General features: G+C 67.9%; 20 protein-coding genes. 13 read left to right on the top strand and 7 right to left on the bottom strand.

Features of this window, described 5'->3' with window-relative positions; translation table 11 throughout:
* Positions 1-83: 83 nt before the first annotated feature.
* Complete coding sequence (locus JJL56_RS00895) at positions 84-662, top strand: PRC-barrel domain-containing protein (RefSeq protein ID WP_145623967.1); 579 nt, start codon at positions 84-86, stop codon at positions 660-662.
* A gap of 4 nt (positions 663-666) precedes the next feature.
* On the opposite strand, the gene JJL56_RS00890 is transcribed toward JJL56_RS00895, so the two are convergent.
* Together JJL56_RS00890 and JJL56_RS00885 are read right to left on the bottom strand one after the other, a co-directional pair.
* The gene (locus tag JJL56_RS00890) at positions 667-1,230 is read right to left on the bottom strand and encodes an RBBP9/YdeN family alpha/beta hydrolase (protein ID WP_145623969.1); all 564 of its coding nucleotides are present in this window, start codon (positions 1,228-1,230) and stop codon (positions 667-669) included.
* Positions 1,231-1,291: 61 nt separating this feature from the next.
* Positions 1,292-2,068 (bottom strand): class I SAM-dependent methyltransferase, encoded by a 777-nt coding sequence (locus JJL56_RS00885; protein WP_186452843.1) that lies wholly within the window; start codon positions 2,066-2,068, stop codon positions 1,292-1,294.
* A gap of 61 nt (positions 2,069-2,129) precedes the next feature.
* Between JJL56_RS00885 and gloB the strand changes: the two genes are divergently transcribed.
* From gloB to catB, 4 genes are all read left to right on the top strand, one after another.
* The gene (gene gloB, locus JJL56_RS00880) at positions 2,130-2,891 is read left to right on the top strand and encodes a hydroxyacylglutathione hydrolase (RefSeq protein ID WP_200483833.1); all 762 of its coding nucleotides are present in this window, start codon (positions 2,130-2,132) and stop codon (positions 2,889-2,891) included.
* A 54-nt stretch (positions 2,892-2,945) separates the two neighbouring features.
* Complete coding sequence (locus JJL56_RS00875; RefSeq protein ID WP_145623975.1) at positions 2,946-3,551, top strand: glutathione S-transferase N-terminal domain-containing protein; 606 nt, start codon at positions 2,946-2,948, stop codon at positions 3,549-3,551.
* Between the two features lie 14 nt (positions 3,552-3,565).
* Positions 3,566-3,994: a cupin domain-containing protein gene (locus tag JJL56_RS00870; RefSeq protein ID WP_200483832.1), complete on the top strand. Its 429-nt coding sequence runs from the start codon at positions 3,566-3,568 to the stop codon at positions 3,992-3,994.
* 62 nt (positions 3,995-4,056) lie between these two features.
* Positions 4,057-4,698 (top strand): type B chloramphenicol O-acetyltransferase, encoded by a 642-nt coding sequence (catB, locus tag JJL56_RS00865; RefSeq protein WP_145623979.1) that lies wholly within the window; start codon positions 4,057-4,059, stop codon positions 4,696-4,698.
* Between the two features lie 5 nt (positions 4,699-4,703).
* Here catB and yddG read toward each other — a convergent pair whose 3' ends face one another.
* A complete protein-coding gene (gene yddG / locus JJL56_RS00860; RefSeq protein ID WP_145623981.1) occupies positions 4,704-5,636 on the bottom strand; it encodes an aromatic amino acid exporter YddG in 933 nt (310 codons plus the stop codon).
* 146 nt (positions 5,637-5,782) lie between these two features.
* Here yddG and JJL56_RS00855 point away from each other — a divergent pair, with 146 nt between their 5' ends.
* Complete coding sequence (locus JJL56_RS00855) at positions 5,783-6,631, top strand: DMT family transporter (RefSeq protein ID WP_186452834.1); 849 nt, start codon at positions 5,783-5,785, stop codon at positions 6,629-6,631.
* Between the two features lie 63 nt (positions 6,632-6,694).
* On the opposite strand, the gene JJL56_RS00850 is transcribed toward JJL56_RS00855, so the two are convergent.
* From JJL56_RS00850 to JJL56_RS00840, 3 genes are all read right to left on the bottom strand, one after another.
* A complete protein-coding gene (locus JJL56_RS00850; RefSeq protein WP_145623985.1) occupies positions 6,695-7,411 on the bottom strand; it encodes a hypothetical protein in 717 nt (238 codons plus the stop codon).
* 155 nt (positions 7,412-7,566) lie between these two features.
* Entirely contained in the window at positions 7,567-9,276 is a 1,710-nt protein-coding gene (gene ade, locus JJL56_RS00845) for an adenine deaminase (protein ID WP_145623987.1), read from the bottom strand.
* A 94-nt stretch (positions 9,277-9,370) separates the two neighbouring features.
* Positions 9,371-9,628, bottom strand: coding sequence for a hypothetical protein (locus tag JJL56_RS00840; protein WP_145623989.1), 258 nt, complete (start codon positions 9,626-9,628; stop codon positions 9,371-9,373).
* A gap of 235 nt (positions 9,629-9,863) precedes the next feature.
* Here JJL56_RS00840 and JJL56_RS00835 point away from each other — a divergent pair, with 235 nt between their 5' ends.
* The 6 genes from JJL56_RS00835 (at position 9,864) to JJL56_RS00810 (ending at position 17,658) form a co-directional block, all read left to right on the top strand.
* Entirely contained in the window at positions 9,864-11,555 is a 1,692-nt protein-coding gene (locus JJL56_RS00835; RefSeq protein WP_145623991.1) for a methyl-accepting chemotaxis protein, read from the top strand.
* Positions 11,556-11,874: 319 nt separating this feature from the next.
* Positions 11,875-13,038: a hydrogenase small subunit gene (locus JJL56_RS00830; RefSeq protein WP_186452835.1), complete on the top strand. Its 1,164-nt coding sequence runs from the start codon at positions 11,875-11,877 to the stop codon at positions 13,036-13,038.
* Between the two features lie 9 nt (positions 13,039-13,047).
* Positions 13,048-14,118: a hydrogenase 2 operon protein HybA gene (hybA, locus tag JJL56_RS00825; RefSeq protein ID WP_200483830.1), complete on the top strand. Its 1,071-nt coding sequence runs from the start codon at positions 13,048-13,050 to the stop codon at positions 14,116-14,118.
* Between the two features lie 12 nt (positions 14,119-14,130).
* Positions 14,131-15,300, top strand: a complete 1,170-nt coding sequence (gene hybB / locus JJL56_RS00820) for a Ni/Fe-hydrogenase cytochrome b subunit (RefSeq protein ID WP_200483829.1) — start codon at positions 14,131-14,133, stop codon at positions 15,298-15,300.
* 18 nt (positions 15,301-15,318) lie between these two features.
* Entirely contained in the window at positions 15,319-17,025 is a 1,707-nt protein-coding gene (locus tag JJL56_RS00815; protein WP_145623995.1) for a nickel-dependent hydrogenase large subunit, read from the top strand.
* A 153-nt stretch (positions 17,026-17,178) separates the two neighbouring features.
* On the top strand, positions 17,179-17,658 hold the full coding sequence (locus JJL56_RS00810; protein WP_200483828.1) for a HyaD/HybD family hydrogenase maturation endopeptidase: 480 nt from the start codon (positions 17,179-17,181) through the stop codon (positions 17,656-17,658).
* A gap of 22 nt (positions 17,659-17,680) precedes the next feature.
* On the opposite strand, the gene JJL56_RS00805 is transcribed toward JJL56_RS00810, so the two are convergent.
* Complete coding sequence (locus JJL56_RS00805) at positions 17,681-18,697, bottom strand: MBL fold metallo-hydrolase (RefSeq protein WP_145624000.1); 1,017 nt, start codon at positions 18,695-18,697, stop codon at positions 17,681-17,683.
* A gap of 596 nt (positions 18,698-19,293) precedes the next feature.
* Here JJL56_RS00805 and JJL56_RS00800 point away from each other — a divergent pair.
* The gene (locus JJL56_RS00800; protein ID WP_247890892.1) at positions 19,294-21,318 is read left to right on the top strand and encodes a methyl-accepting chemotaxis protein; all 2,025 of its coding nucleotides are present in this window, start codon (positions 19,294-19,296) and stop codon (positions 21,316-21,318) included.
* The last annotated feature ends 1 nt before the right edge of the window (position 21,319 follow it).

The raw sequence follows: 21,319 nt of genomic DNA, 5'->3' as shown, positions 1-21,319 counted from the left end.
TTCCCGGCGATGCAACCCCTGCCCCGCTGCCGCTGTTGATAGGCGAAGTCCGTTCAACATCCGTCCCGCGGGAGCCACGCACCATGCGCCTCGTCCCCCCGTCCGTCCTGGCCGCATCGGCCGCCGCCCTGCTGCTGTCCGCCGCCGCGTCGGCCCAGACTCCGCAGGCCCCGCAGGCGTCACCGGACGCCGCCCGTCCCCCGCTGATGACGGCACCGCGCCCCGACGACACCCCGGCCACCCCGCCCGCAGTCTCGCCGGAGGGAATGGGCGGCGCGGCGCCGTCGGACGAGATGCAGCGCGCGGCCCCGTCGGTCGCCGCGATCCCCCATCTGCTGACTCCCGACGAGGCGCGGACCCTGATCGGCAAGGAGGTGCGCACCCGCGACGGCCAGCCCGGCGGCTCCATCAAGGATTTCACATTGGATGGCAGCGCCGCCTCGATCGAACGGATCGTGCTGGCGCCCGCCGAGGGGAGCGGCGCGGACGGGAAATTGCGGTCCCTGCCGGTCAGCATGCTGCGCACCGACATCGCGGGCGCGGCGGCCGGTGCCGACGGCTCCACACCGCCGACGTTGGACCTTCCGGCGGCCGAACTCGCGCGGGCGCCGGAATTCACCTATGGCGAGGGCGTGAAGACGGTGACCGGTCAGCCGCAATAGCGGCTCAAGCGCCGCTGTCCACCGCGCGCAGCAAATCGAGCACGAGCCGCTCGCCGTCCGGCCAGGAACCGTAGCCGGCGGCGGTGTTGATGTGTCCAAGGTCGCCGGCATCGATGAAGTCGGCGCCCCACCCCACCGCGAACCCGCAGGAGCGCTCGGCGCGGGCATAGGGATCGTTGCGGCTGGCCAGCACCACCGTGTGGAAGGGCAGCGGGTCCGTCGGCACCGGGGCGAAGCCGTGAACCTCCGGCGGCGTGTGCTCCGCCGATTCGACGTCGGGCGGGGCAACCAGCAGGGCGGCGGCGATCTTGGCCACCGACGATCCGCTCCGCAAAGCCCAATGGGCCACCGTCATGCAGCCCAGGCTGTGGGCGACCAGAACCACCGGTTCTGCCGCGGCCGCCACGGCCTCCTCCAGCGACCGCACCCAATCCTCCAGGGCCGGCGCGTCCCAATCGGCCTGCTCGACCCGTATGAAGGACGGATGGCGCTGTTGCAGCCAGCTTTGCCAGTGGTCCAAACCGGAATTGCCGAGTCCGGGGACGATGAGAACGCTCGCCTTCGCCATGGGGTCCGATCCGCTGCGGTGAACCGAGATGTTACAAACCGCAACGGCTCGGGAGCAAGACTTACGGCTCCTCCGACACCCGCCACGCGCCGGACCCCGCCGGGCGGCGGGCCGGGGCAGCACCACCGGGAAGGGGGACGATCAGGCGGCGCTTGGCCGGCTGCTGGGTCTTGCGCGACACCCCGGCGAAGATCTGCTTGGACGCCTCGATCATCGTGACCCCGGCGAAGGCCTTGAACCAGCGGCAACCAACCTCCTCCCAGGCCGGGGCGGTCTTCATCAGGAAGCGGGAGCGCAGCGGCGGCAGGAACAGGGCGTGCCCGGTGCGCTCCGGCACGAACATGGTGTCGCGCAGAACCTGCTTCAGTTGCGAGGCCGAATAGGGGAAGCCATGGCCGAAGGGCGTCCAGTCGGCCCGCGCCCACAGGCCGCGGCGGTTCGGCACCACCACCAGCACCCGTCCGCCGCCGGCCAGCACGCGCCAGATCTCCCGCATCATCGGGCGGAGTTGTTCCGTCCCCTCCAGCCCGTGGACGAGCAGCACGCGGTCCACCGACATGTCGGCCAGCGGCAGGTCCGCCTCATCGCCCAGCGCCACCAGCCCCGGCCCGCCGGGCGGCCAGAAGGTCACGCCCTGGGTCGCCGGCATGATGGAGAACACCCGCTCCGCCTCGTCGCGGAAGGGTTGCAGGTACGGCGTCGTGTAGCCGATCCCCAGCACGATCTGCCCGCGCAGGTCGGGCCAGATGGTGCGGATGCGCCGGCGGATCATCCGCCGAGCCGCCTGACCCAGCCCGGACTCGTAGAATTCACGGAGATCGACGATATCGGTGTACATGGTCATCCCAGGCTATCACGTTTCGATCAAACGTCCATTCATGCGGGAGGGGCCCAAGGCCATGGACATCCACCTGATTCCGGCGTTCGCCGACAACTACATCTACCTCCTGCGCGACCCGGCCAGCGGCGCCGTGGGTGTCGTCGACCCCGGCGACGCGCAGCCCGTGCTGGCGGAGTTGGAACGGCGCAACTGGACGCTGACGCACATCTTCAACACCCACCATCACAACGACCACATCGGCGGCAACCACGCGCTGAAGGCGCGATACGGCGCTGACGTGATCGGCCCGCGCGCCGACGTCGCCCGCATTCCCGATATGGAGACGTGCCTGGGCGAAGGCGAGACCATTTCGTTCGGATCGCTCACCGCAAAGGTGTTTTTCGTCCCCGGCCACACCTCCGGCCACATCGCCTTCTGGTTTCCGGAGGCCAGGGCGCTGTTCTCCGGCGACACGCTGTTCGCGCTCGGCTGCGGGCGGCTGTTCGAGGGCACGCCCGCCCAGATGTGGGACTCGCTGGTCAAGCTGCGCGGCCTGCCGGACGACACGCGCGTCTATTGCGGCCACGAATACACCCTGTCCAACGCCCGCTTCGCCGTGACGGTGGAACCGGACAACACCGCCCTGACGGCCCGCGCGGCGGACATCGCCGCCCAGCGCGGGCGCGGGGAGCCGACCATCCCCTCCACGCTGGGCGTCGAGAAGGCCACCAACCCCTTCCTGCGCGCCGACGTGCCGGAGGTCCAGGCCGCCCTCGGCATGCCCGGCGCCGACCCGGTGGCGGTCTTCGCCGAGATCCGCAGCCGCAAGGATCGCTTTTGAAAATCGGCGCCGCCGCATTACCCTGACGCCCACCGAACGGGAGGAGAGATTTTCATGAAGCTGCGCTGGAGCCCGACCTCGCCCTATGTCCGCAAGGTCGCGATGGTCCTCATCGAATGCGGGCTGGATTCGACGGTCGAGAAGCAGGTGACCAACGCCTGGGCGCCCGACACCGACCTGCCGGGGGACAACCCGCTGGGCAAGGTGCCGGCCCTGATCCTGGATGACGGCTCGGCGCTCTACGACAGCCCGGTGATCGCCGAGTATCTGGACTCGCTGCACGACGGATCGCGCCTGTTCCCGCTCTCCGGCCCGGCGCGCTGGACGGCGTTGCGCCAGCAGGCCCTGGCCGACGGCATCTGCGACGCCGCCATCCTGCGCCGCCTGGAGCTTCAGCGACCGGACGGCGAGCGCTCCGACTCCTGGGCGGACCGCCAGCGCCGCGCCGTCGCCCGCGCGCTCGACGTTCTGGAGACCGAGGCCGCGGGGCTGGACAGCACGCTGACCATCGGCACACTGTCCATCCTGGTGGCGCTCGGCTACCTCGACTTCCGGTTCGGTCATGAGGATTGGCGGGTGGGCCGCCCGGAGCTGGCTGTGTGGTTCGCCTCGGCTTCCGACCTCGACAGCTTCCGCCGCACCGCGCCGCCTCCGGCGTGAAAAGGGACGACGCCATGGAGTCCCTGACCCCCGACCGCATCATCGCGATGCTGGGCATGCAGCCCCATCCGGAAGGCGGCCACTATGTGGAAACCTTCCGGGACGCTCCGCCGGGCGGTGGACGCGGGGTCAAGACCGGCATCCACTACCTGCTGCAGGCGGGCGAACGCTCCCACTGGCACCGTGTGGACGCGGTGGAGATGTGGCACTGGCACGCCGGGGGGCCGCTGGAGTTGTCCATCTCGACCGATGGGCGGTCGGTGGAGCGGGTAATCCTCGGGATGGACCTTGCGGGCGGCCAGCGCCCGCAGGGGGTCGTTCCGGCTCACGCTTGGCAGGCGGCGCGGCCCACGGAGGGTTGGGTTCTGGTGGGCTGCACCGTGTCCCCCGCCTTCGAATTCTCCGGCTTCGAAATGGCGCCGGAAGGATGGGAGCCGGGGTGAGCCATCTGCGGGCGCTTCATCGTCTTTATACTTGCCTGCATCGGTAACGGAAAATAGCAATTATGTCGAATTTTTTCGAATCACCCTTCAAAGGAAAGATGCTGTCTGAACAGGTGAGGAATCCAAATATTATCGTTGGGCGTTACAGCTATTATTCAGGGTATTATCACGGCCACTCTTTTGACGACTGCGCCCGGTACCTGATACCCGACCGAACCGATGTGGACAAGCTGATCATCGGAAGCTTCTGCTCGATTGGTTCGGGTGCCTCCTTCATCATGGCGGGCAATCAGGGACATCGAAACGATTGGGTTTCGACCTTCCCCTTCTTCTACATGAAGGAAGAAGCCGCTTTTGCCGGAGCACGCGACGGATACGCGCCCGCCGGAGACACGGTCATCGGAAACGATGTCTGGATCGGCTCGGAAGCCATGATCATGGCGGGCGTCAAAATCGGTCACGGCGCCATCATCGGCAGCCGGGCGCTCGTCACCAAAGACGTCGAGCCCTATACGATCGTCGGCGGGAACCCGGCGAAGCCGATCCGCAAGCGGTTCCCTGACTCCGACATCGCCCAACTTCTGGAGATGGCTTGGTGGGATTGGCCGATCGAACAGATCGCCGAGGCCATGCCGCTGCTCTGCGCGGGCGACATCGCCGCCCTCCACACGCAGTGGTCAAGGACCGCCGACCGCGCGCCGTAAAAGCCTCACCCGCGCAGAACGTCACGGCTGGCCAGCACGGCGCCGCCCATGATGAGCGCGCAGGCGGCCCAGACGGTCCAGCCCCCCGCCGCCTGTCCGAACAGGATCAGCAGCAGCGTGGAGGTCAGCGGCGTGGCGTAGGACAGCACGCCCAGCGCCCGGATGTCGCCGCGCTTCACCCCGTGATCCCAGACGAAGAAGGCCGCGCCGACCGGCCCGATCCCCATGGCGAGCACCGCCAGCCACTCGCCGCCCGACGGCGCCACGGTGGTTTCGAACAGCAGGTGCGACAGCCCGGCCAGCACCGCCGTGGCGAGGCAGAAGCCGCCGACCGCCTCGGTCGGGACATCGCCGAAACGGCGCGACAGCACCGAATAGGACGCCCAGAGCACCGCCGCGGCCATCGCCGACAGGTAGCCCGGCGTGTCCCCGGCGTCGAGCGACAGGCCGCGCGCGCCGCCGGTCACGATCAGCACCGTCCCGGCCAGCCCGCACAGCGCGCCCAGCACATGGCCGCGCTTCAACCGCTCCCCCGGCAGAAGGGCGGAGAACAGCACGATCAGCAGCGGCCAGAGATAATTCAGCAGATTGACCTCGACCGCCGCACCGGGAGCGAGGCGGAAGGCCAGGAAATAGAAGAAGTGGTAGCCGAACAGCCCGGCGACGCCGAGCAGCCAGACCTGCCAGGGCTGGCGCAGCACGCCGATCACGTCCTTGCCCCGCGCGGCCCCTGCCGCCGTCCCGACGATGAAGGCGACGCCGAAGGACATCGCCACGAGTTGGAACGGCGGAATGGTTCCCGACAGCGCCGTCAACAGCGCCAGCGTGGACCACATCAGGATGGCCAGCCCGCCAATGGCGGTGGCGCGGCGGACGGCGGCCGGGGCTGACGCCGCGGCGGACGGGAGGCTTTCGGTCGGGAGGCTTTCGGTCGACATGGCGAACGCTTAACGCAAAGAACGCCGCCGGGCAATCGGACTGTCGGACACCGGACCTATGCGTGTATCCTGCCATCCGGCGGGCCGCATGCGTCCCTCCTCCCGTGCCGCCCCATCCCTTCACCACTCGCCAACCGGCTCCCGCCTTGCCCACCGAAGCCCTTCTCGCCGTCCTGGCCGGCGCCCTTCTTCATGCCGGCTGGAACACCGCGCTGAAGGCCGGCGGCGGCAGCCGTTCCGACGCGGTCCTGGTGGTCGCCGGGTCCGCCTTCATCGCCCTGCTGCTGCTTCCCTTCCTTCCCTCACCATCGCTCGCCAGCGCACCTTACCTCTGTGTGACGGCGGTGCTGCACGTCGCCTATTTCCGCCTGCTCGCCGCCGCCTATCGCGACGGGGCGATGAGCCACGCCTATCCCCTGATGCGCGGCACGCCGCCGCTGATCGTGGCCCTGTGCAGCGGCGCCCTGCTGGGCGAGGGCCTGTCCGCCGGTGCCTGGACGGGAACGGTGCTGGTCTGCGGCGGCATCCTCGGGCTGACCCTGCTGGGGCGGGGATCGGCCCCGTCGGGATCGTGGCGGGGCAACGCCTGCGCGCTCGCCAACGCCCTGGTGATCGCCGCCTACACGGTGGTGGACGGCATCGGCGTGCGGCTGTCCGGCGCGCCGGCCGGCTACACGCTGTGGTGCTTCCTGCTGTTGAGCGTGCCCATGGTGGGGGGTGCGCTGCTGCGCGATGCCAAGGGCTTCCTGAGCCACGCCCGCCGGCGCTGGATGGTGACGCTGGGCGGCGGGGCGGCCAGCATCGCCTCTTACGGCCTCGCCCTGTGGGCGATGACCCTGGCGCCGGTCGCCGTGGTGGCGGCGCTGCGCGAAACCTCGATCCTGTTCGCCATGGCGCTGGCCGCCCTGGTGCTCAAGGAACGGGTCGGGCCGGTGCGTCTGGCCTCCGGTGTGGTCATCGTGCTCGGCGCCGCGTCGCTGCGCCTCGCGGCCTGACGGCGCACCAACGACAACGGATCAGCCTCGTCTGCAGGCGGAAGATGAGAACGTTCCGGCGCCTCAGAAAAGCCCGTTCAGCAGAGACCCGCGCCCGCTGTAGCCGCTGCTTCCCCCGGTGAGGATGCCCAGCGCGCCGGAGCTGGTCGTGGTGCCGCCGGTCAGCAGGGAGGTCAGGCGCTGGAGCTGCGGCGTCTGCTGGAGCGGGTTGTCGCCCTTGACCGGCTGCTTGGCGATGGTGTCGTAGTCCTTGCTGTAGTCGCCCATGCGGAGCTGGAGGCCGTAATTCTTCTCCTCCTTGGCCGCCACGCCCTTGTCGCGGGAGACGCGCAGCGTGTAGTCGCCGCGGTCGAGCGACAGGGTGCCCGCCTCGAACTTCTTATAAGCGTCGTAGGTTGAGCCGGCCTCGCTGTTGCTGTCGGCGACGATCTTGCCCTGCTTGTCCATCAACTGGACGCGCACGCCCGTGTCGCCGACCCGGCCGAGGGTGGCCTCCCCCGGCGTCGCCAGCGTGAATTTGTAGAAGTCCGCCGGATCGTTGGCGGCCAGCGTGCTGAGCACGTTGAGGCGGCTGGTGTCCTTCACCAGCGTGCCGACGTTGGTGGCGAAGGGTGCCGCGTTCAGGGCGGACTTGCGGACGGTCTGCTCATACTCCTGGACCTGGCCGCTGGGCTTGGCGTCGGTCGCCTGCTTGGCCTGCTCCTGGACGCGCTTCATCGCCGCGTCGATGGACGTCTGAAGGCTCTGCGCCAAGCCGCTGATGTCGCTCATTCCAACCATGGCACGCCCCTCCGACCGGCATTCTTCGCGTTCGTCGGGCCGCTCCTTGCAGGCGGCGGGCCAATTGGCATTCCATGATTTTCAACGGGTTGAGCCGGGGCTCCTGCCGAAGGGGCCGGCAAGATCCGCACCCCGTCCGGCAGGAATTGCCGGGGTCACGCTTCCACCAGCGCGAATGCGTCGACGTCCACCAGCCCGCGGTCGGTGATCTTCAGATGCGGGATCACCGGCAGCGGCAGGAAGGCCAGTTGCAGGAAGGGTTCGGCCAGCGGGCAGCCCATCTCCTTCACCGAGGCGCGCAGGCGGCGCAGATGGCGCTCCACCGTCTCGAAGGGCTCCAGGCTCATCAGCCCGGCCAGCGGCAGGGCGAGTTCCCCCACCACCCGACCGTTGCGCACCGCGACGAAGCCGCCCTGAAGCTCGATCAGGCGGTTGACGGCGATGGCCATGTCCTCGTCCGAGGCGCCGACCACGCAGATGTTGTGGCTGTCGTGCCCGACCGAGGAAGCCAAAGCGCCCTCGCGGATGTGGAAGCCGCTGGCGAAGCCGCGACCGACATTCTGGTTGGTGCCGTGGCGGGCGAAGACGCAGATCTTCAGGATATCGCGGTCGGGATCGGCCACCAGCTTGCCGTCCCTGGCCGGCACCTCCAGCCGCAGATGGGCGGTGATGATCTTGCCGGGCAGCACGCCGATCACCGACTGGACGGAGCCGCGGGCCGGCACCGCGAAGTCCTCCGCCGTCACCGGCTGGAGCTTGACGGAGCGCAGGCCCACCGGGCTGACCGCCGGACGGCCGGCGAAAATCTCCGGCGTCACCACCCGCCCGTTGCGGATGACCCGGTTGACCGCGCACTCCTCCAGATCATCCAGCAGGACGAGGTCGGCGCGCTGGCCCGGCGCCACCAGCCCACGGTCGAACAGGCCGAAGCCGCGCGCCGCCGACCATGTGGCCGCGCGGTAGACATGGGTCAGCGGGGCGCCCAGCCGGATCGCGCTGCGGATCAGGTGATCCATATGCCCCTCCTCGGCGATGTCGAGGGGGTTGCGGTCGTCGGTGCAGAAACCGAGGAAGGGCGAGGTTTCCGGCTGGATCACCGGGGCCAGGGCGTGCACGTCCTTCGACACCGACCCGTCGCGGATCAGCACCTGCATGCCCTTGCGCAGCTTCTCCATCGCCTCCGGGGCGCTGGTCGTCTCGTGGCAGTTGCGGATGCCGCAGGACAGGTAGGCGTTCAGCTCCCGCCCACTGAGCAGCGGGGCGTGGCCGTCGATGTGGCGCCCGTCGAAGGCGGCCAGCTTGTCCAGCACCCCGTCCACCTTGTGGAAGACACCGGGGAAGTTCATGAATTCCGCCAGCCCCAGCACCTTCGGGTGGTCCTTGTGGCGCAGCAGGTCCGCCGCCTCCAGCCGCGCGCCGGACGTCTCCAGCTCCGTCGCCGGAACGCAGGAGGAGAGCTGCACCCGCAGGTCCAGCACCGTCCCCTCGGCACAGTCGAGGAAGTAGCGCAAGCCCTTCTCGCCCAGCACGTTGCAGATCTCGTGCGGGTCGCAGATGGCCGTGGTGGTGCCGCGCGGCAGGACGCAGCGGTCGAACTCCATCGGCGTGACGCAGGTGGATTCGCAATGGACGTGGGTGTCGATGAAGCCCGGAACGACGGTCAGCCCGCGCCCGTCGATCTCCTCCGCCCCGTCGTACGACTCATAGGTGCCGACGATCCGGTCGCCACAGATGGCGATGTCGCCCGCGGCGGTCTCGCCGGTGACGACATTGAGGAAACGGGTGTTCTTGATGACCAGATCGGCCTTGGTCTCGCCCAGGGCCTGACCGATGCGCGTCTTCAGTTCGTCCCGTGTGACCGCCATCGCTCCGCCTCGTCCTGACCGTTCCAATTCATCTTTAGGTAAATGGCCGGGCGAGGCCCTTCAATCGGATTTTCCGTAACATCAAGTCGCGCGGTCAGGTCCCTGGACGACTCGCCATTTCAATCACCGGCCCGGAGCCACGGTAGTCCGGATAGTTCCAATAGCTGCGCGGCTCCAGCCGGTACGCCGGAAGGCCGAGGCCCAGCGTGTAGACCGGCTCGCTTCCGCCATAGCCGACGCCGTAACGCGCCCAACGGGTCCCGCCGTCGTCTCCGCAAGCCGTCATCGCCAGCAGCAGAACGGCAACGAAGGATTGAGCGATCTTTCCGATGATGGAGGCGATGGGTTTCATGATCCACCAGCCCGGTCCAATGCGTTGCCCCTACATGAAGACAAACACGCCGGGACCTTCGCTATTCCTCAAAAAATTAGTTCGCCTAAAAAACAATATGCGTTTCGCCCAGTTGCCGCCCAATGATGACGCGGCAACGTGTCATAGAACGATTTAACGCTTCGGAAACCTATGGGCACCTCATTATCGTCATGCACAGAGGCGGCCCAAGACCGCCGCAATGGGGACGTCCAGCATGTTGAAAGCGCTTAAGAAGCTAAAGATCGGACCAAAGGTCTATCTTCTCGTGGGGCTGCAGGCGGCGGTGGCCGCGGTGACCGGCCTGATGGGACTGGCCGCCATGCAGGATCTGGCCGGCAAGTCCGAGGCGATCGAACGCGCGTCGGACCGGCAGGTGCTGGGCGAGCAGCTCAACGGCCTCGTCCTGGCCGTCGTCATGGATTCGCGCGGGGTCTACATGGCCCGCGACCGGGCCGAGGTGGACAAGTTCGGCAAGCCCCTGCTGGACAGCCTGAACACCCTTGGCGAGCGGCTCGGCACCTTGAAGCGCCTCACCCCGGCGGAGGGGCAGGCCGCGCTGGCCCCGGTGGCGGCGAAGGCGGAGGAGTTCATCCGCTTCCGCACGGAGCTGGTGCGCCTCGCCCGTGAGAAGGGATCGGCGGAAGCCCGGACCTACGGCGACAACGACGCCAACCGCAGCAACCGTCAGGCGCTCAACGCCGCGATCCAGACGCTCAGCGCCGATCATGACGGCATGATCGACCGCCTGCACGACGAGTTGGTGTCGGCGCGCCGGCATTGGACCACCCTGATGCTCGCCATCGGCGTCGGCGGCGTGCTCTTCGGCATCCTGCTGGCCGTGCTGGTCGCCCGCGACATGATCGCGCGCCCCATCGCCCGCATGACCGCGGCGATGAAGACCATCGCCGCCGGCAACACCACGGCCGAGGTGCCCGGCACCGGCCAGGGCGACGAGGTCGGCGACATGGCCGAGGCCGTGCTGGTCTTCCGCGACGGGCTGCGGCGCGCCACCGATCTGGCCGAGCAGGAGCGCCGCGAGATCGAGGTGCGCCGCCAGCGTCAGGAACGGCTGGAAGCCCTGACCCACGGCTTCGCCCAGAAGATCGAGGGGCTGTGCCGGACCCTGAACGGGGAGGCCGACAACATCCGCAGCAGCGCCGAATCGCTCACCCATTCCGCCGCCGACGCCTCGCGCCGCAGCTCGACCGTCGCCGCGGCGGCGGAACAGGCCACCGGCAACGTCCAGACCGTGGCGGCGGCGACCGAGGAGCTGTCCACCTCCATCGGCTCGATCAGCCAACGCCTCGGCGAGGCCGCCCGCATCGCCAGCGAAGCGGAGCGGGAGGCCCAGCGCACCAACAGCACCATCCAGGGCCTCGCCCAGGCGGCGGAGAAGATCGGCGCGGTGGTCAACCTCATCACCGAGATCGCCAGCCAGACCAACCTGCTGGCGCTGAACGCGACCATCGAGGCGGCGCGCGCCGGCGAGGCGGGCAAGGGCTTCGCCGTGGTGGCGCAGGAGGTGAAGAGCCTCGCCAACCAGACCGCCCGCGCCACCGAGGAGATCTCGGCGCAGATCGTCGCCATCCAGAGCGAGACCCAGCAGGCGGTCGGCGCGATCAGCGGCATCGTCGGCACCATCGAGCGGATCAGCGACATCAGCACCAACGTCGCCGCCGCGGTGGAGCAGCAGGGCTCCGCCACCCAGGAAATCGCCCGCAACGTGCAGGAAGCCGCGATCGGCACGCAGGAGGTTTCCTCGACCATCTCCGGCGTGTCGCAGTCCGCCGACCACACCGGGGAAGCCGCCGGTGGCCTGCTGAGCGCCGCCAAGGGCCTGTCGGTCCACGCGCGCACCCTGCAAACCGATGTGGACGACTTCACCCGTCAGATGAAGGCGGTCTGACCTCCTCCCCTCCTCTCCGGCTTTCGCGCCGGAGAGGAGGCTTTTCCCGACGCATCCTTTCCGCTTATGCGTTCTCCGCGTTCGAAGCTTACCCGCCTCATACTCTATTTGATGTAGATCAATGCCGCGCCCGCATCGAAACTGGTGCAATGCCGGCGAGCGTTTCGCGCCCAAATACCCCTACAATTGATAGGGATTACGCCGCACCATGGGTTTCCCGCCTCGGGGGTTCCCAGGACGCGTCGTGGCGTGCTGCGCATCCGGCGTCCGGCAACCGGGCAGCCAGCAGATCAATGCAAAAGGGTCTTTGGGGGAAATCATGCCCGACGGACATGTGGATCTCGACGCCGAGCACATCGGCGATCTCGACGAGTATGAGGGTGCGCTGGCCGGCCTGTCCCGCCGGGAATTCCTGACCTACTGCACGGGCGTGGCCGCCACGCTGGGCCTGTCCCCCGCCTTCGGCGTGAAGATCGCCAACGCCGCCGTGGCCGCGCCGCGCCCGACGGTGATCTGGCTGTCGGGCCAGGCCTGCACCGGCTGCACCGAATCGCTGCTGCGCACCCACCACCCGTCGCTCGAGACGCTGATCCTCGACACCATCTCGCTCGACTACAACGAGACGCTGATGACCGGCTCCGGCCACCAGGCCGAGAACTGGAAGCAGCAGGCGATGAAGGACAATTGGGGCAAGTACCTGATGGTCACCGACGGCTCCATCCCGACGAAGGACGGGGGCGTCTACTGCAAGGTCGCCGGCAAGACCTACAAGGACGCCGTGCTGGAATGCGCCAAGGGCGCCGCCGCCGTCATCTCCATGGGCTCCTGCTCCTCCTGGGGCGGCTGGCCGTCGACCGGCGTCAATCCCACGGGCGCCGTCGGGCTGAACGAGATCATCAAGGACAAGCCGGTCGTCTCCGTCCCCGGCTGCCCGCCGAACCCCTACAATTTCCTCTCGCTGGTCCTGCATTTCGTCGCCTTCGGCAAGCTGCCGGAGCTGGACGACAAAATGCGCCCGAAGTTCGCCTATGGCCGCCTGATCCACGAGAACTGCGAGCGCCGCCCGCATTTCGACGCCGGCCGCTTCGCCATGGAGTTCGGCGACTACGGCCACCGCCAGGGCTACTGTCTCTACAAGCTCGGCTGCAAGGGGCCGGAGACCTACGCGAACTGTCCGTCCGTCGGCTTCAACGACGTCGGCCAGGGCACCTGGCCGGTCGGCACCGGCCACCCCTGCTTCGGCTGCACCGAGAAGGGCGTCGGCTTCACCAAGGGCATCCATGAGCTGGCCTCGCTGAAGTCGGTGGCGCCGCCGAACAGCTACCCGGCGGTCGCCGTGGACAAGGGCGAGGGCATCTCCGCCGGGGCCGCGGCGGTGGTCGCCGGCATCGCCGGCGCGGCGGTCGGCGCCGGCGCCGTCATTTCCAGCCGGCTCGGCAAGCAGGACGCGAAGACCGATTCCTCCTCCACCGCCGCCGAGTGAGGTGACGCCATGTCAAAGAACATGATGTCGAAAAGCAGGACATCGGTCTCACGGCGCGGTTTCCTGCGGAACGCGGTCAAGGGCAGCGCGGCGGCCGCCGCAGCGGCCTGCACCACGGTGGTCGCCGCCCCGCCGGAGGCCAACGCGCTGGTCCGCCCGCCCAAGCCGCTGCCGCCCGACGCGGTCGGCCTGCTCTATGACAGCACGCTGTGCATCGGCTGCAAGGCCTGCGTGACCGCCTGCAAGGAGGTCAACCACATGCCGCCCGACGTCGGCCCGGCCCAGCAGGGCTGGAACGCTGGGGGGGGCGACAAGCCGATCTACGACAGCCCGGTGGAGCTGTCGGCCAAGACGCTGAACGTCATCAAGGCCTACAGCCACGGCACCGGTGCCACCAAGGACGCGGCGGAGAACGGCTTCGCCTTTATCAAGCGGCAGTGCCTGCACTGCGCCGATCCGTCCTGCGTGTCGGTCTGCCCGGTGTCGGCGATGACCAAGGACGCGAAGACCGGCATCGTCAACCACGACCCGAGCGCCTGCATCGGCTGCCGCTACTGCGTGCTGTCTTGCCCGTTCGGCGTGCCGAAGTACGACTACAACGACGCCTTCGGCGAGATCAAAAAGTGCCAGCTCTGCAAGCAGCAGCTCGCCAAGAACGAGCTTCCGGGCTGCGCCGACGTCTGCCCCACCGGGGCGACGCTGTTCGGCCGCACGGAGGACCTCAAGGCGGAGGCCAAGCGCCGCACCGCGCTGAAGGTCGGCGAGTACACGCACTTCCCGCGCGGCGACATCGCCGGCAAGGTCGGCGGCCCGCGCTCCGGCCATGAGAAGCTCGTCGAGGCGGCCTACCAGACGCACATCTACGGCGAGAAGGAACTGGGCGGCACCCAGTGCCTCGCGGTGTCCGCCGTGCCGTTCGACAAACTGAACCTGCCCACCAACGTGCCGGAAAACGGCTATCCGACCCTGTCGGAAGGCATCCAGCACACGCTCTACGCGGGCATGATCGCCCCCGCCACGGTGTTCGCCGGTCTCGCCTATCTGGCGCACCGCAACACCAAGAACCACACCGACGAGTGAGGGGGCCGCGCCATGTCTTCGCACGTTAAAGAGCATCATGGGCATGAGCATCAGCCGCTCGGCGGCCGGGTCCTCACCCTTCCCTTCCTGATCTGCGCCACCCTGGTCGCCATCGCCGGCGTCATCCTGTTCCAGCGCTACACGCAGGGGCTGGCCGCCGCGTCAAACCTGAACGACGGCTATCCCTGGGGCATCTGGGTGGCCATCGACGTGGTGATCGGCTCGGCCTTCGGCTGCGCCGGCTACGTCATCGCGCTGCTCTGCTACATCCTGAACCGCGGCGAGTACCACCCGCTGGTCCGTCCGGCGGTGCTGGCCAGCCTGTTCGGCTACGGCCTCGCCGGTCTGGCGGTGCTGGTCGATCTGGGCCGCTACTGGAACTTCTACCACATGATGCTGCCGTGGTACGCGCAGCCGAACTCCGTGATGCTGGAGGTCGGCCTGTGCGTGGCGACCTACACGCTGGTGCTGGTGGTGGAGTTCGCCCCGGCCTTCCTGGAGCGCGTCGGGATCGAGGGGCTGCGCGCCAAGCTGAACAAGGTGCTGTGGGTCTTCATCGCGCTGGGCGTCCTGCTGCCGACGATGCACCAGTCGTCGCTCGGCACCATGATGGTCATCGTCGGGCACAAGCTGTCGCCGCTGTGGCAGTCGCAGATGCTGCCGGTCTTCTTCCTGCTGACCGCCATCCTGATGGGCTTCGCCATCGTGGTGTGGGAATCGGTCATGGCCTCGCTGAACTTCCGCCGCCCGATGGAAACGCCGGTGCTGTCGAAGCTGTCGGGCCTGATGCTGGTCGTCGCCTCGCTGTTCGTCGTGCTGCGCTTCGTAGACCTGATCGTGCGCGGCCAGATCGGCCAGATCTTCGGCGGCCCGCAGTCCGGCTGGTTCATCGCGGAAATGGTGTTGATGATCTCCGGCCTCGCGCTGCTGATCCCCAAGGCCAACCGCAACCGGTCGCGGGCGCTGTTCCTGGCGGCCTCGCTCCTGCTGGCGGCGGGCATTCTCTACCGCCTGAACGTCTATCTCATCGGCTTCACGCCGGCGGTCGGTCCTTGGCATTACTTCCCCTCGGTCAAGGAAATCATGATCACCGTCGGCGTCTTCGCGCTGGAGATCGCGCTGTATCTCCTCTTCGTGAAGAAGCTGCCCGTCATGCACGCCGTCCATCCCGAGCACGGCTGAGTTTAGGAGACTTTCGTTATGGCTCAGCGAGTTGTTGTAGATCCGGTCACCCGCATCGAGGGTCACCTGCGGGTCGATTGTGAAGTGGACGGCGGCAAGGTCACCAACGCCTGGGCGTCGGGCCAGATGTGGCGCGGCATCGAGCTGATCCTTCAGGGCAAGGACCCGCGCGACGCCTGGGTCTTCGCCCAGCGCATCTGCGGCGTCTGCACCACGGTGCACGCCATCACCTCCGTCCGCGCGGTGGAGAACGCGCTGAAGCTGGAGGTGCCGCTCAACGCCCAGTACATCCGCAACATGATCCAGGGCGCCCACAACGTCCACGATCACATCGTCCACTTCTATCACCTGTCGGCGCTCGACTTCGTGGACATCGTGTCGGCGCTGAAGGCCGACCCGGCGGCGACCGCCAAGCTGGCCCAGTCGATCTCCGGCTGGCCGAAGAACAGCACCCAGGAATTCGCCACCGCCCAGAAGAAGCTGCAGGCCTTCATCAACTCCGGCCAGCTCGGCATCTTCGGCTCGGGCTACTGGGGCCATCCGGCGATGAAGCTGACGCCGGAAGCCAACCTGATGGCGGCGTCCCACTATCTCCAGGCGCTCGACTACCAGCGGCGCATGAACAAGGTGGTGGCGATCCTCGGCTCCAAGACGCCGCACATCCAGAACATGGCGGTCGGCGGCGTCACCAACCCGATCAACATGGACAGCCAGTCCACCCTGACCCTCGAAAAGCTGATGTACATCAAGCAGCTGATCGACGAGGTGGGCGACTTCATCACCCAGGTCTACATCCCCGACGTGGCGGCCATCGGCGCCTTCTACGCCGACTGGACGCAGTATGGCCGCGGCGTGGTGAACTATCTGTCCATCCCGGACATGCCGCTGGACACCAAGGGCACCACGTTCGCCTTGCCCGCCGGCTACATCGACGGCGGCGACCTCGTCAACGGCTTCACCCCGATCAAGGACTTCCACGACCCCTACTTCGAGAAGGGCGTGAAGGAGAGCGTGAAGCATTCCTGGTACCAGGGCGGCAAGGGTCCCCTGCACCCCTACGACGGCGAGACGATCCCGAACTTCACCGACTGGCAGGACGACGGCAAGTACAGCTGGATCAAGTCGCCGACCTTCTACGACAAGCGCGCCCAGGTCGGCCCGCTGGCCAACGTGCTGGGCATGTACGCCTCGGGCCACCAGCGCACGCAGTTCTGGGTCAACGCGGTGCTCGACGCCGTGTCGGGCCATCTCGGCAGCAAGGTCGGCGTCGACGCGCTGCACTCCACCATCGGCCGCCACGCCGCCCGCGCGGTGCGCTGCGTGGTCCTGCACGAGGAGTTGCAGAACCAGTGGAAGCTGCTGATGGAGAACATCGCGAAGGGCGACACCAAGACCTTCAACAAGCCGGTGTTCCCGAAGGGAGAGATCCGCGGCTTCGGCTTCCACGAGGCGCCGCGCGGCATGCTCTCGCACTGGGTCGTGATCGAGAACGGCAAGATCAAGAACTACCAGGCGGTCGTGCCGACCACCTGGAACGCCGGCCCGCGCGACGAGGACGGGAACATCTCGGCCTACGAGGCGGCCCTGATCGACAATCCGGTGGCGGTCGCCGACCAGCCGCTGGAGATCATCCGCACCCTGCACAGCTTCGACCCGTGCCTGGCCTGCGCCGTGCACCTGACCGACACGGAAACGAAGTCGCACTATCAGGTGAAGGTCGTCTGATCCAAGCCTTCTGACCGGCCGAAAGCCCCTCTTCCCCACGGAGGAGGGGCTTTTCGCGTCGCCTGTTCAGGCCGATTGATCCAGTTCACGGCGCCCGGCGCCGATCACGCCTCATCCTTCTGTTTCAAAATCATCGAACGGAGTCCCCGCCCCATGTCCATCCTCGTCCTCGGCCTCGGCAACATCCTCCTGATGGACGAAGGGGTGGGCGTGCGCGCCATGGAGGCGTTCGACGCCGCCTGGACCGTGCCCGATCACGTCAGCGTGGTGGACGGCGGCACCTGCGGCATGGACATGCTGGACCTCATCGCCAGCCACAAGAACCTGATCGCGGTGGACGCGGTGAAGACCGGCGCCCCACCGGCCACGCTGACGGTGCTGCGCGGCGACGAGGTTCCGGCCTATTTCAAGGGCAAGCTGTCGCCCCACCAGCTCGGCCTCAGCGACCTGCTGGCCTCGCTGCGCCTGCAGGACGAGGCGCCGGAGAGCGTGACGGTGGTCGGCTGCGTGCCGATGGCGCTCGGCACCGGCCTGATGATGTCACCGGAGATCGAGGCGGTGATCCCGCGGATGGTGACGATGATCGTGGAAGAACTGGCCCGCCTCGGCGTGACCGCCACGCCCCGAAACTGAGCGTGGCGATCACGATCAATCCTCAGCGGTCGGCGCGGATCGGGCCGAACTCCACCGGGACCCAGGCGTAGCCCTTGCCTTCGGTGCGGACATGGCCGATGCCGGGGAAGGGCAGATGGGCGCCGGCCACCCACAGCTTCTGCGCCGCGGCGTCGGCGAAGATCTTCTTGCGGGAAGCGACGGCCTGCGCCTTGTCGGCGTCGAACTCGATGACGACCTCCGGGCGGGCGAACTGCACGGAGTGGCTGTGCACGATGTCACCCCACATCAGGATGCTGCGCTCCCCCGACGTGAACAGATAGCCGCTGTGCCCCGGCGTGTGGCCGTAGGCCGCCACCGATTCCACGCCGGGAACCAGGCTGTCGCCGGGCTGGTAGGGCTTCAGCTTGCCGGCCGCCGCGTAGGGCGCCACCGCCGCGCGGGCCATGGCGAAGAAGGGCTGGCTGTCGGCCGGGGCCTTGGCCGCCACCTCCTCGCTCAGCCAGAAGTCGGCGTCGGCCTTGGCGACATGGACCGTGGCGTTGGGGAACAGCATGGCGCCGTCCGGACGCAGCAGGCCGTTGGCGTGGTCCGGGTGCAGGTGGGTCAGCAGCACCGTGTCCACCTGTTCCGGGTTGTAGCCGGCGGCGCGGATGTTGTCGGCGATGAAGCCCAGCGCCGGACCGAAGGCCTTGGCCGTCCCGGTGTCCACTAGGACGAGGTTCGCGCCGGTGTGCACCAGATAGGCGTTCACCGCCGTCTGGACGCTCGGCGTGTCGGCCAGGAACATCCGGGCGAGCAGGCTCTGGATGTCATCGGCGCTGGCGCCGCTGAGGATCTTGCGGTCGAGGTCGATGAAGCCGTCATACAGCGCGGTGACCTCGAAATCGCCGATGGCCATGCGGTAGAAGCCCGGCGCCTGGGTCCGCTGCTGGCCCGGCACCTCCGCCAGGGCCGGCGCCGCGGGGGCGAGGACGGCACCGGCGGTCAAGACGGCGGGAACGGCGACAGCCAGGGTGAGCAGGGCTCTGCGCAAGGTGACGAAGGTCGGCGGAGTCATCGGCGAGGTTCCCCTTCAGAATGGTCGGCGCCCAGCATGGCCGTCCTGGCCGCGCGGCGGAAGGGCGACGGCGCGCATGACGCCAATGCATTGATCGAGACCATGGAAATGCCGTCACCGCTGCGCATGGGATCGCTCGGTGGAAGGTCTGCCGGATCATCGCCAGCGACTCGGTCCCCGCTGCACGAGGCGGCGGACACCCGCGGGGAAGTCGACATCGTCGAGGCATCGGCACGGAACGGCCACCCGGCGAGAGTTGTCTTGAGGATCAGCCCGTCACCCCCATCCGGACCGGGCGGCGCCGGATGTGTCGTGACGCAAGTCTGGCTTCAACCACCACGGGCCGGCGCGATCGATCGCGTCACGGCTGAAAGCAATCGGACAAGCACCGGGCAACGAGGAAGCAAAGCCGCTTTGCGCATCACCAAAACACCACTCACTTCCCAAAGATTTTCAATTTTAGTCTGTTTGTGAAATTATAGGAAAATTAACAATCCGAGCAGATAACAAAAAGCCGCGCAGTGTCCTTCGTCCTTGAAGGTCATAGGGAGACCGGGATGAGAATTATCGGAAAAATCATTACGGCCAACGCGATTATGGCCGTCGTCCCACTCTGCCTGGCCGGGTACATCGCGTACGACGCGGTATCCGACGTGCGCACGCAACTGGAAGCGCAACGCAACCTTGCCGCGTACGAAACCGCCATCGCGATCGGCTCCAAGGTGCCCACTGAACGGTCGGCGTGGGGCTATGCCTTCGGGGTTTCCGGCCAGTTGGACGCCGAGACGAACAAGCGGCTCGAAACGACGGGCGCCGCGCTCGACGAGTCCATTGGCGCGGCGCGGCAGCGCTTCGCGGCGGCTGGATTGCCGACGGCGACGATCGACCGTCTCACCGCGGAATTGAAGACGATGCGGACGGACGGACGGAATGCGCTGATGCAGCCTCCCTCCTCCCGTCCCGCCAACGCCTATGCCACCGTGGTCGACGGGCTTGCGAAGGCAAGCGATCTGGGAGGAAAAGCCACCGACGAAGCCTTCCGCGCGACGATAAAAGCGGATCAAACCCTGCTTTCGACCACCAGCCTCGCCCGCACGGCCCAGGACCTGCGTGACATCGATGGGGTCCGCTCCTCCTTCCTCGCCATTTTTGTCAATGGCACGGAGCAGACCCCCGAGCGCATCAAGACCCTGACCGAAATGACCGGCAAGATCGCCCTGCTCTGGCAGCAGATCGGGAAGGCGGTCGAGGCCATGGGCAGTCCTCCGGACCTCGTGAAGGCGTTGGACCATATGAAGGCGACGGTGATGTCGGATGGCGAGGCGCGCTTCCAGGCCGCCCTCGCCGCGGCGCGGGACCGCGCGCCGCCGCCCGTCACCTACGCCGAATGGAACAAGTGGGCCGGCCCGATGCTGAACAACATCCTGGTGATGCGGGATGCGGCGCTGGTCAACGCCAAGGAACAGAACGCCGACACCCTGAGCCGGGCGTGGTGGCAGTTGGGCATCGCGTTGACGGTCATCGCGGCCATTCTGGCGGCCTTCGGCCTGGCGCTGCTGCTGATGTTCCGGCAGGTCATCCGCCGCCTGCACCGGCTGACCGCCGCAATCCTGCGGCTGGCGCAAAACGATCTCGCCGTCGAGATTCCGCAGCCCACCGCCACCGACGAGATCGGCGACATGGCCCGCGCGCTTCAAGTGCTGAAGGACGGCGCCGAAGAGCGCGTCCGTCTGACCGAAACCGGCAAGGCCGAGGTTGTTAGCAAGGAAAAGCGGACGCGGGCGCTGGAGGATCTGATCCGCGGCTTCGACCGCAAGTCCGCCGACATCCTGAGCAAGCTCGGCGCCTCCACCGCCGGGATGAGCCAGTCGGCGGGCCTGATGGCGGCGCTGGCCGATCAGACCCACCGGCAATCGACCGCCACCGCCGCCGCCGCCGAGCAGACCGCCACCAACGTCCAGACCGTCGCGGCGGCCAGCGAAGAGATGACCGCCGCGATCCAGGAGATCGGCCGTCAGGTCACCCGTTCAAACGAAATCGCCGGGAAGGCGGTGGCGGAGGCCGGGCAGACCAGCGACAGCGTGCGCAGCCTGGCCAGCGCCGCCGGGCGCATCGACGACGTCGTCAAGCTCATCCAGGGCATCGCCGCCCAGACCAATCTGCTGGCGCTGAACGCCACCATCGAGGCGGCGCGGGCCGGCGAGGCCGGCAAGGGGTTCGCGGTCGTGGCGGGGGAGGTCAAGAGCCTCGCCAACCAGACCGCCAAGGCCACCGAGGAAATCTCGGCGCAGATCGCCTCCGTGCAGTCGGCGACCCAGGGCACGGTGGCGGCGATCGAAGGGATCGGCGCCACCATCGCGTCGATCAACGAGATCTCCGCCACCATCGCCGCCGCGACCGAGGAGCAGAACGCCACCGCCGGCGAGATCTCGCGCAACATCGTCGAGGCGGCGCGCGGCACCCAGGAGGTCAGCGGCAACATCGCCGACGTCAACGGCGCCGCCACGCAGGCCGGCACCGCCGCCGCCGAGGTTCTGGAGTCCGCCAGAACCCTGTCGCAATGGGCCGACGCGCTTCATCAGGAAGTCTCGACCTTCCTCGCGGCCATCCGGGCGGCCTAGG

The organism is Azospirillum aestuarii, assembly GCF_016632405.1.
In the GTDB taxonomy this organism is placed as follows: Bacteria; Pseudomonadota; Alphaproteobacteria; order Azospirillales; family Azospirillaceae; genus Azospirillum; species Azospirillum aestuarii.
The sequence above is the reverse complement of the archived record's forward strand: the minus strand, read 5'-3'. Positions and strand labels throughout refer to the sequence as shown.

What these genes read in the sequence shown, in the direction of transcription:
- JJL56_RS00895 (WP_145623967.1), top strand. Translation starts at nt 84, where the DNA reads ATGCGCCTCGTCCCCCCGTCCGTCCTGGCCGCATCGGCCGCCGCCCTG.
- JJL56_RS00890 (WP_145623969.1), bottom strand. Translation starts at nt 1,230, where the DNA reads ATGGCGAAGGCGAGCGTTCTCATCGTCCCCGGACTCGGCAATTCCGGT.
- JJL56_RS00885 (WP_186452843.1), bottom strand. Translation starts at nt 2,068, where the DNA reads ATGTACACCGATATCGTCGATCTCCGTGAATTCTACGAGTCCGGGCTG.
- gloB (WP_200483833.1), top strand. Translation starts at nt 2,130, where the DNA reads ATGGACATCCACCTGATTCCGGCGTTCGCCGACAACTACATCTACCTC.
- JJL56_RS00875 (WP_145623975.1), top strand. Translation starts at nt 2,946, where the DNA reads ATGAAGCTGCGCTGGAGCCCGACCTCGCCCTATGTCCGCAAGGTCGCG.
- JJL56_RS00870 (WP_200483832.1), top strand. Translation starts at nt 3,566, where the DNA reads ATGGAGTCCCTGACCCCCGACCGCATCATCGCGATGCTGGGCATGCAG.
- catB (WP_145623979.1), top strand. Translation starts at nt 4,057, where the DNA reads ATGTCGAATTTTTTCGAATCACCCTTCAAAGGAAAGATGCTGTCTGAA.
- yddG (WP_145623981.1), bottom strand. Translation starts at nt 5,636, where the DNA reads ATGTCGACCGAAAGCCTCCCGACCGAAAGCCTCCCGTCCGCCGCGGCG.
- JJL56_RS00850 (WP_145623985.1), bottom strand. Translation starts at nt 7,411, where the DNA reads ATGGTTGGAATGAGCGACATCAGCGGCTTGGCGCAGAGCCTTCAGACG.
- ade (WP_145623987.1), bottom strand. Translation starts at nt 9,276, where the DNA reads ATGGCGGTCACACGGGACGAACTGAAGACGCGCATCGGTCAGGCCCTG.
- JJL56_RS00840 (WP_145623989.1), bottom strand. Translation starts at nt 9,628, where the DNA reads ATGAAACCCATCGCCTCCATCATCGGAAAGATCGCTCAATCCTTCGTT.
- JJL56_RS00835 (WP_145623991.1), top strand. Translation starts at nt 9,864, where the DNA reads ATGTTGAAAGCGCTTAAGAAGCTAAAGATCGGACCAAAGGTCTATCTT.
- JJL56_RS00830 (WP_186452835.1), top strand. Translation starts at nt 11,875, where the DNA reads ATGCCCGACGGACATGTGGATCTCGACGCCGAGCACATCGGCGATCTC.
- hybA (WP_200483830.1), top strand. Translation starts at nt 13,048, where the DNA reads ATGTCAAAGAACATGATGTCGAAAAGCAGGACATCGGTCTCACGGCGC.
- hybB (WP_200483829.1), top strand. Translation starts at nt 14,131, where the DNA reads ATGTCTTCGCACGTTAAAGAGCATCATGGGCATGAGCATCAGCCGCTC.
- JJL56_RS00815 (WP_145623995.1), top strand. Translation starts at nt 15,319, where the DNA reads ATGGCTCAGCGAGTTGTTGTAGATCCGGTCACCCGCATCGAGGGTCAC.
- JJL56_RS00810 (WP_200483828.1), top strand. Translation starts at nt 17,179, where the DNA reads ATGTCCATCCTCGTCCTCGGCCTCGGCAACATCCTCCTGATGGACGAA.
- JJL56_RS00805 (WP_145624000.1), bottom strand. Translation starts at nt 18,697, where the DNA reads ATGACTCCGCCGACCTTCGTCACCTTGCGCAGAGCCCTGCTCACCCTG.
- JJL56_RS00800 (WP_247890892.1), top strand. Translation starts at nt 19,294, where the DNA reads ATGGCCGTCGTCCCACTCTGCCTGGCCGGGTACATCGCGTACGACGCG.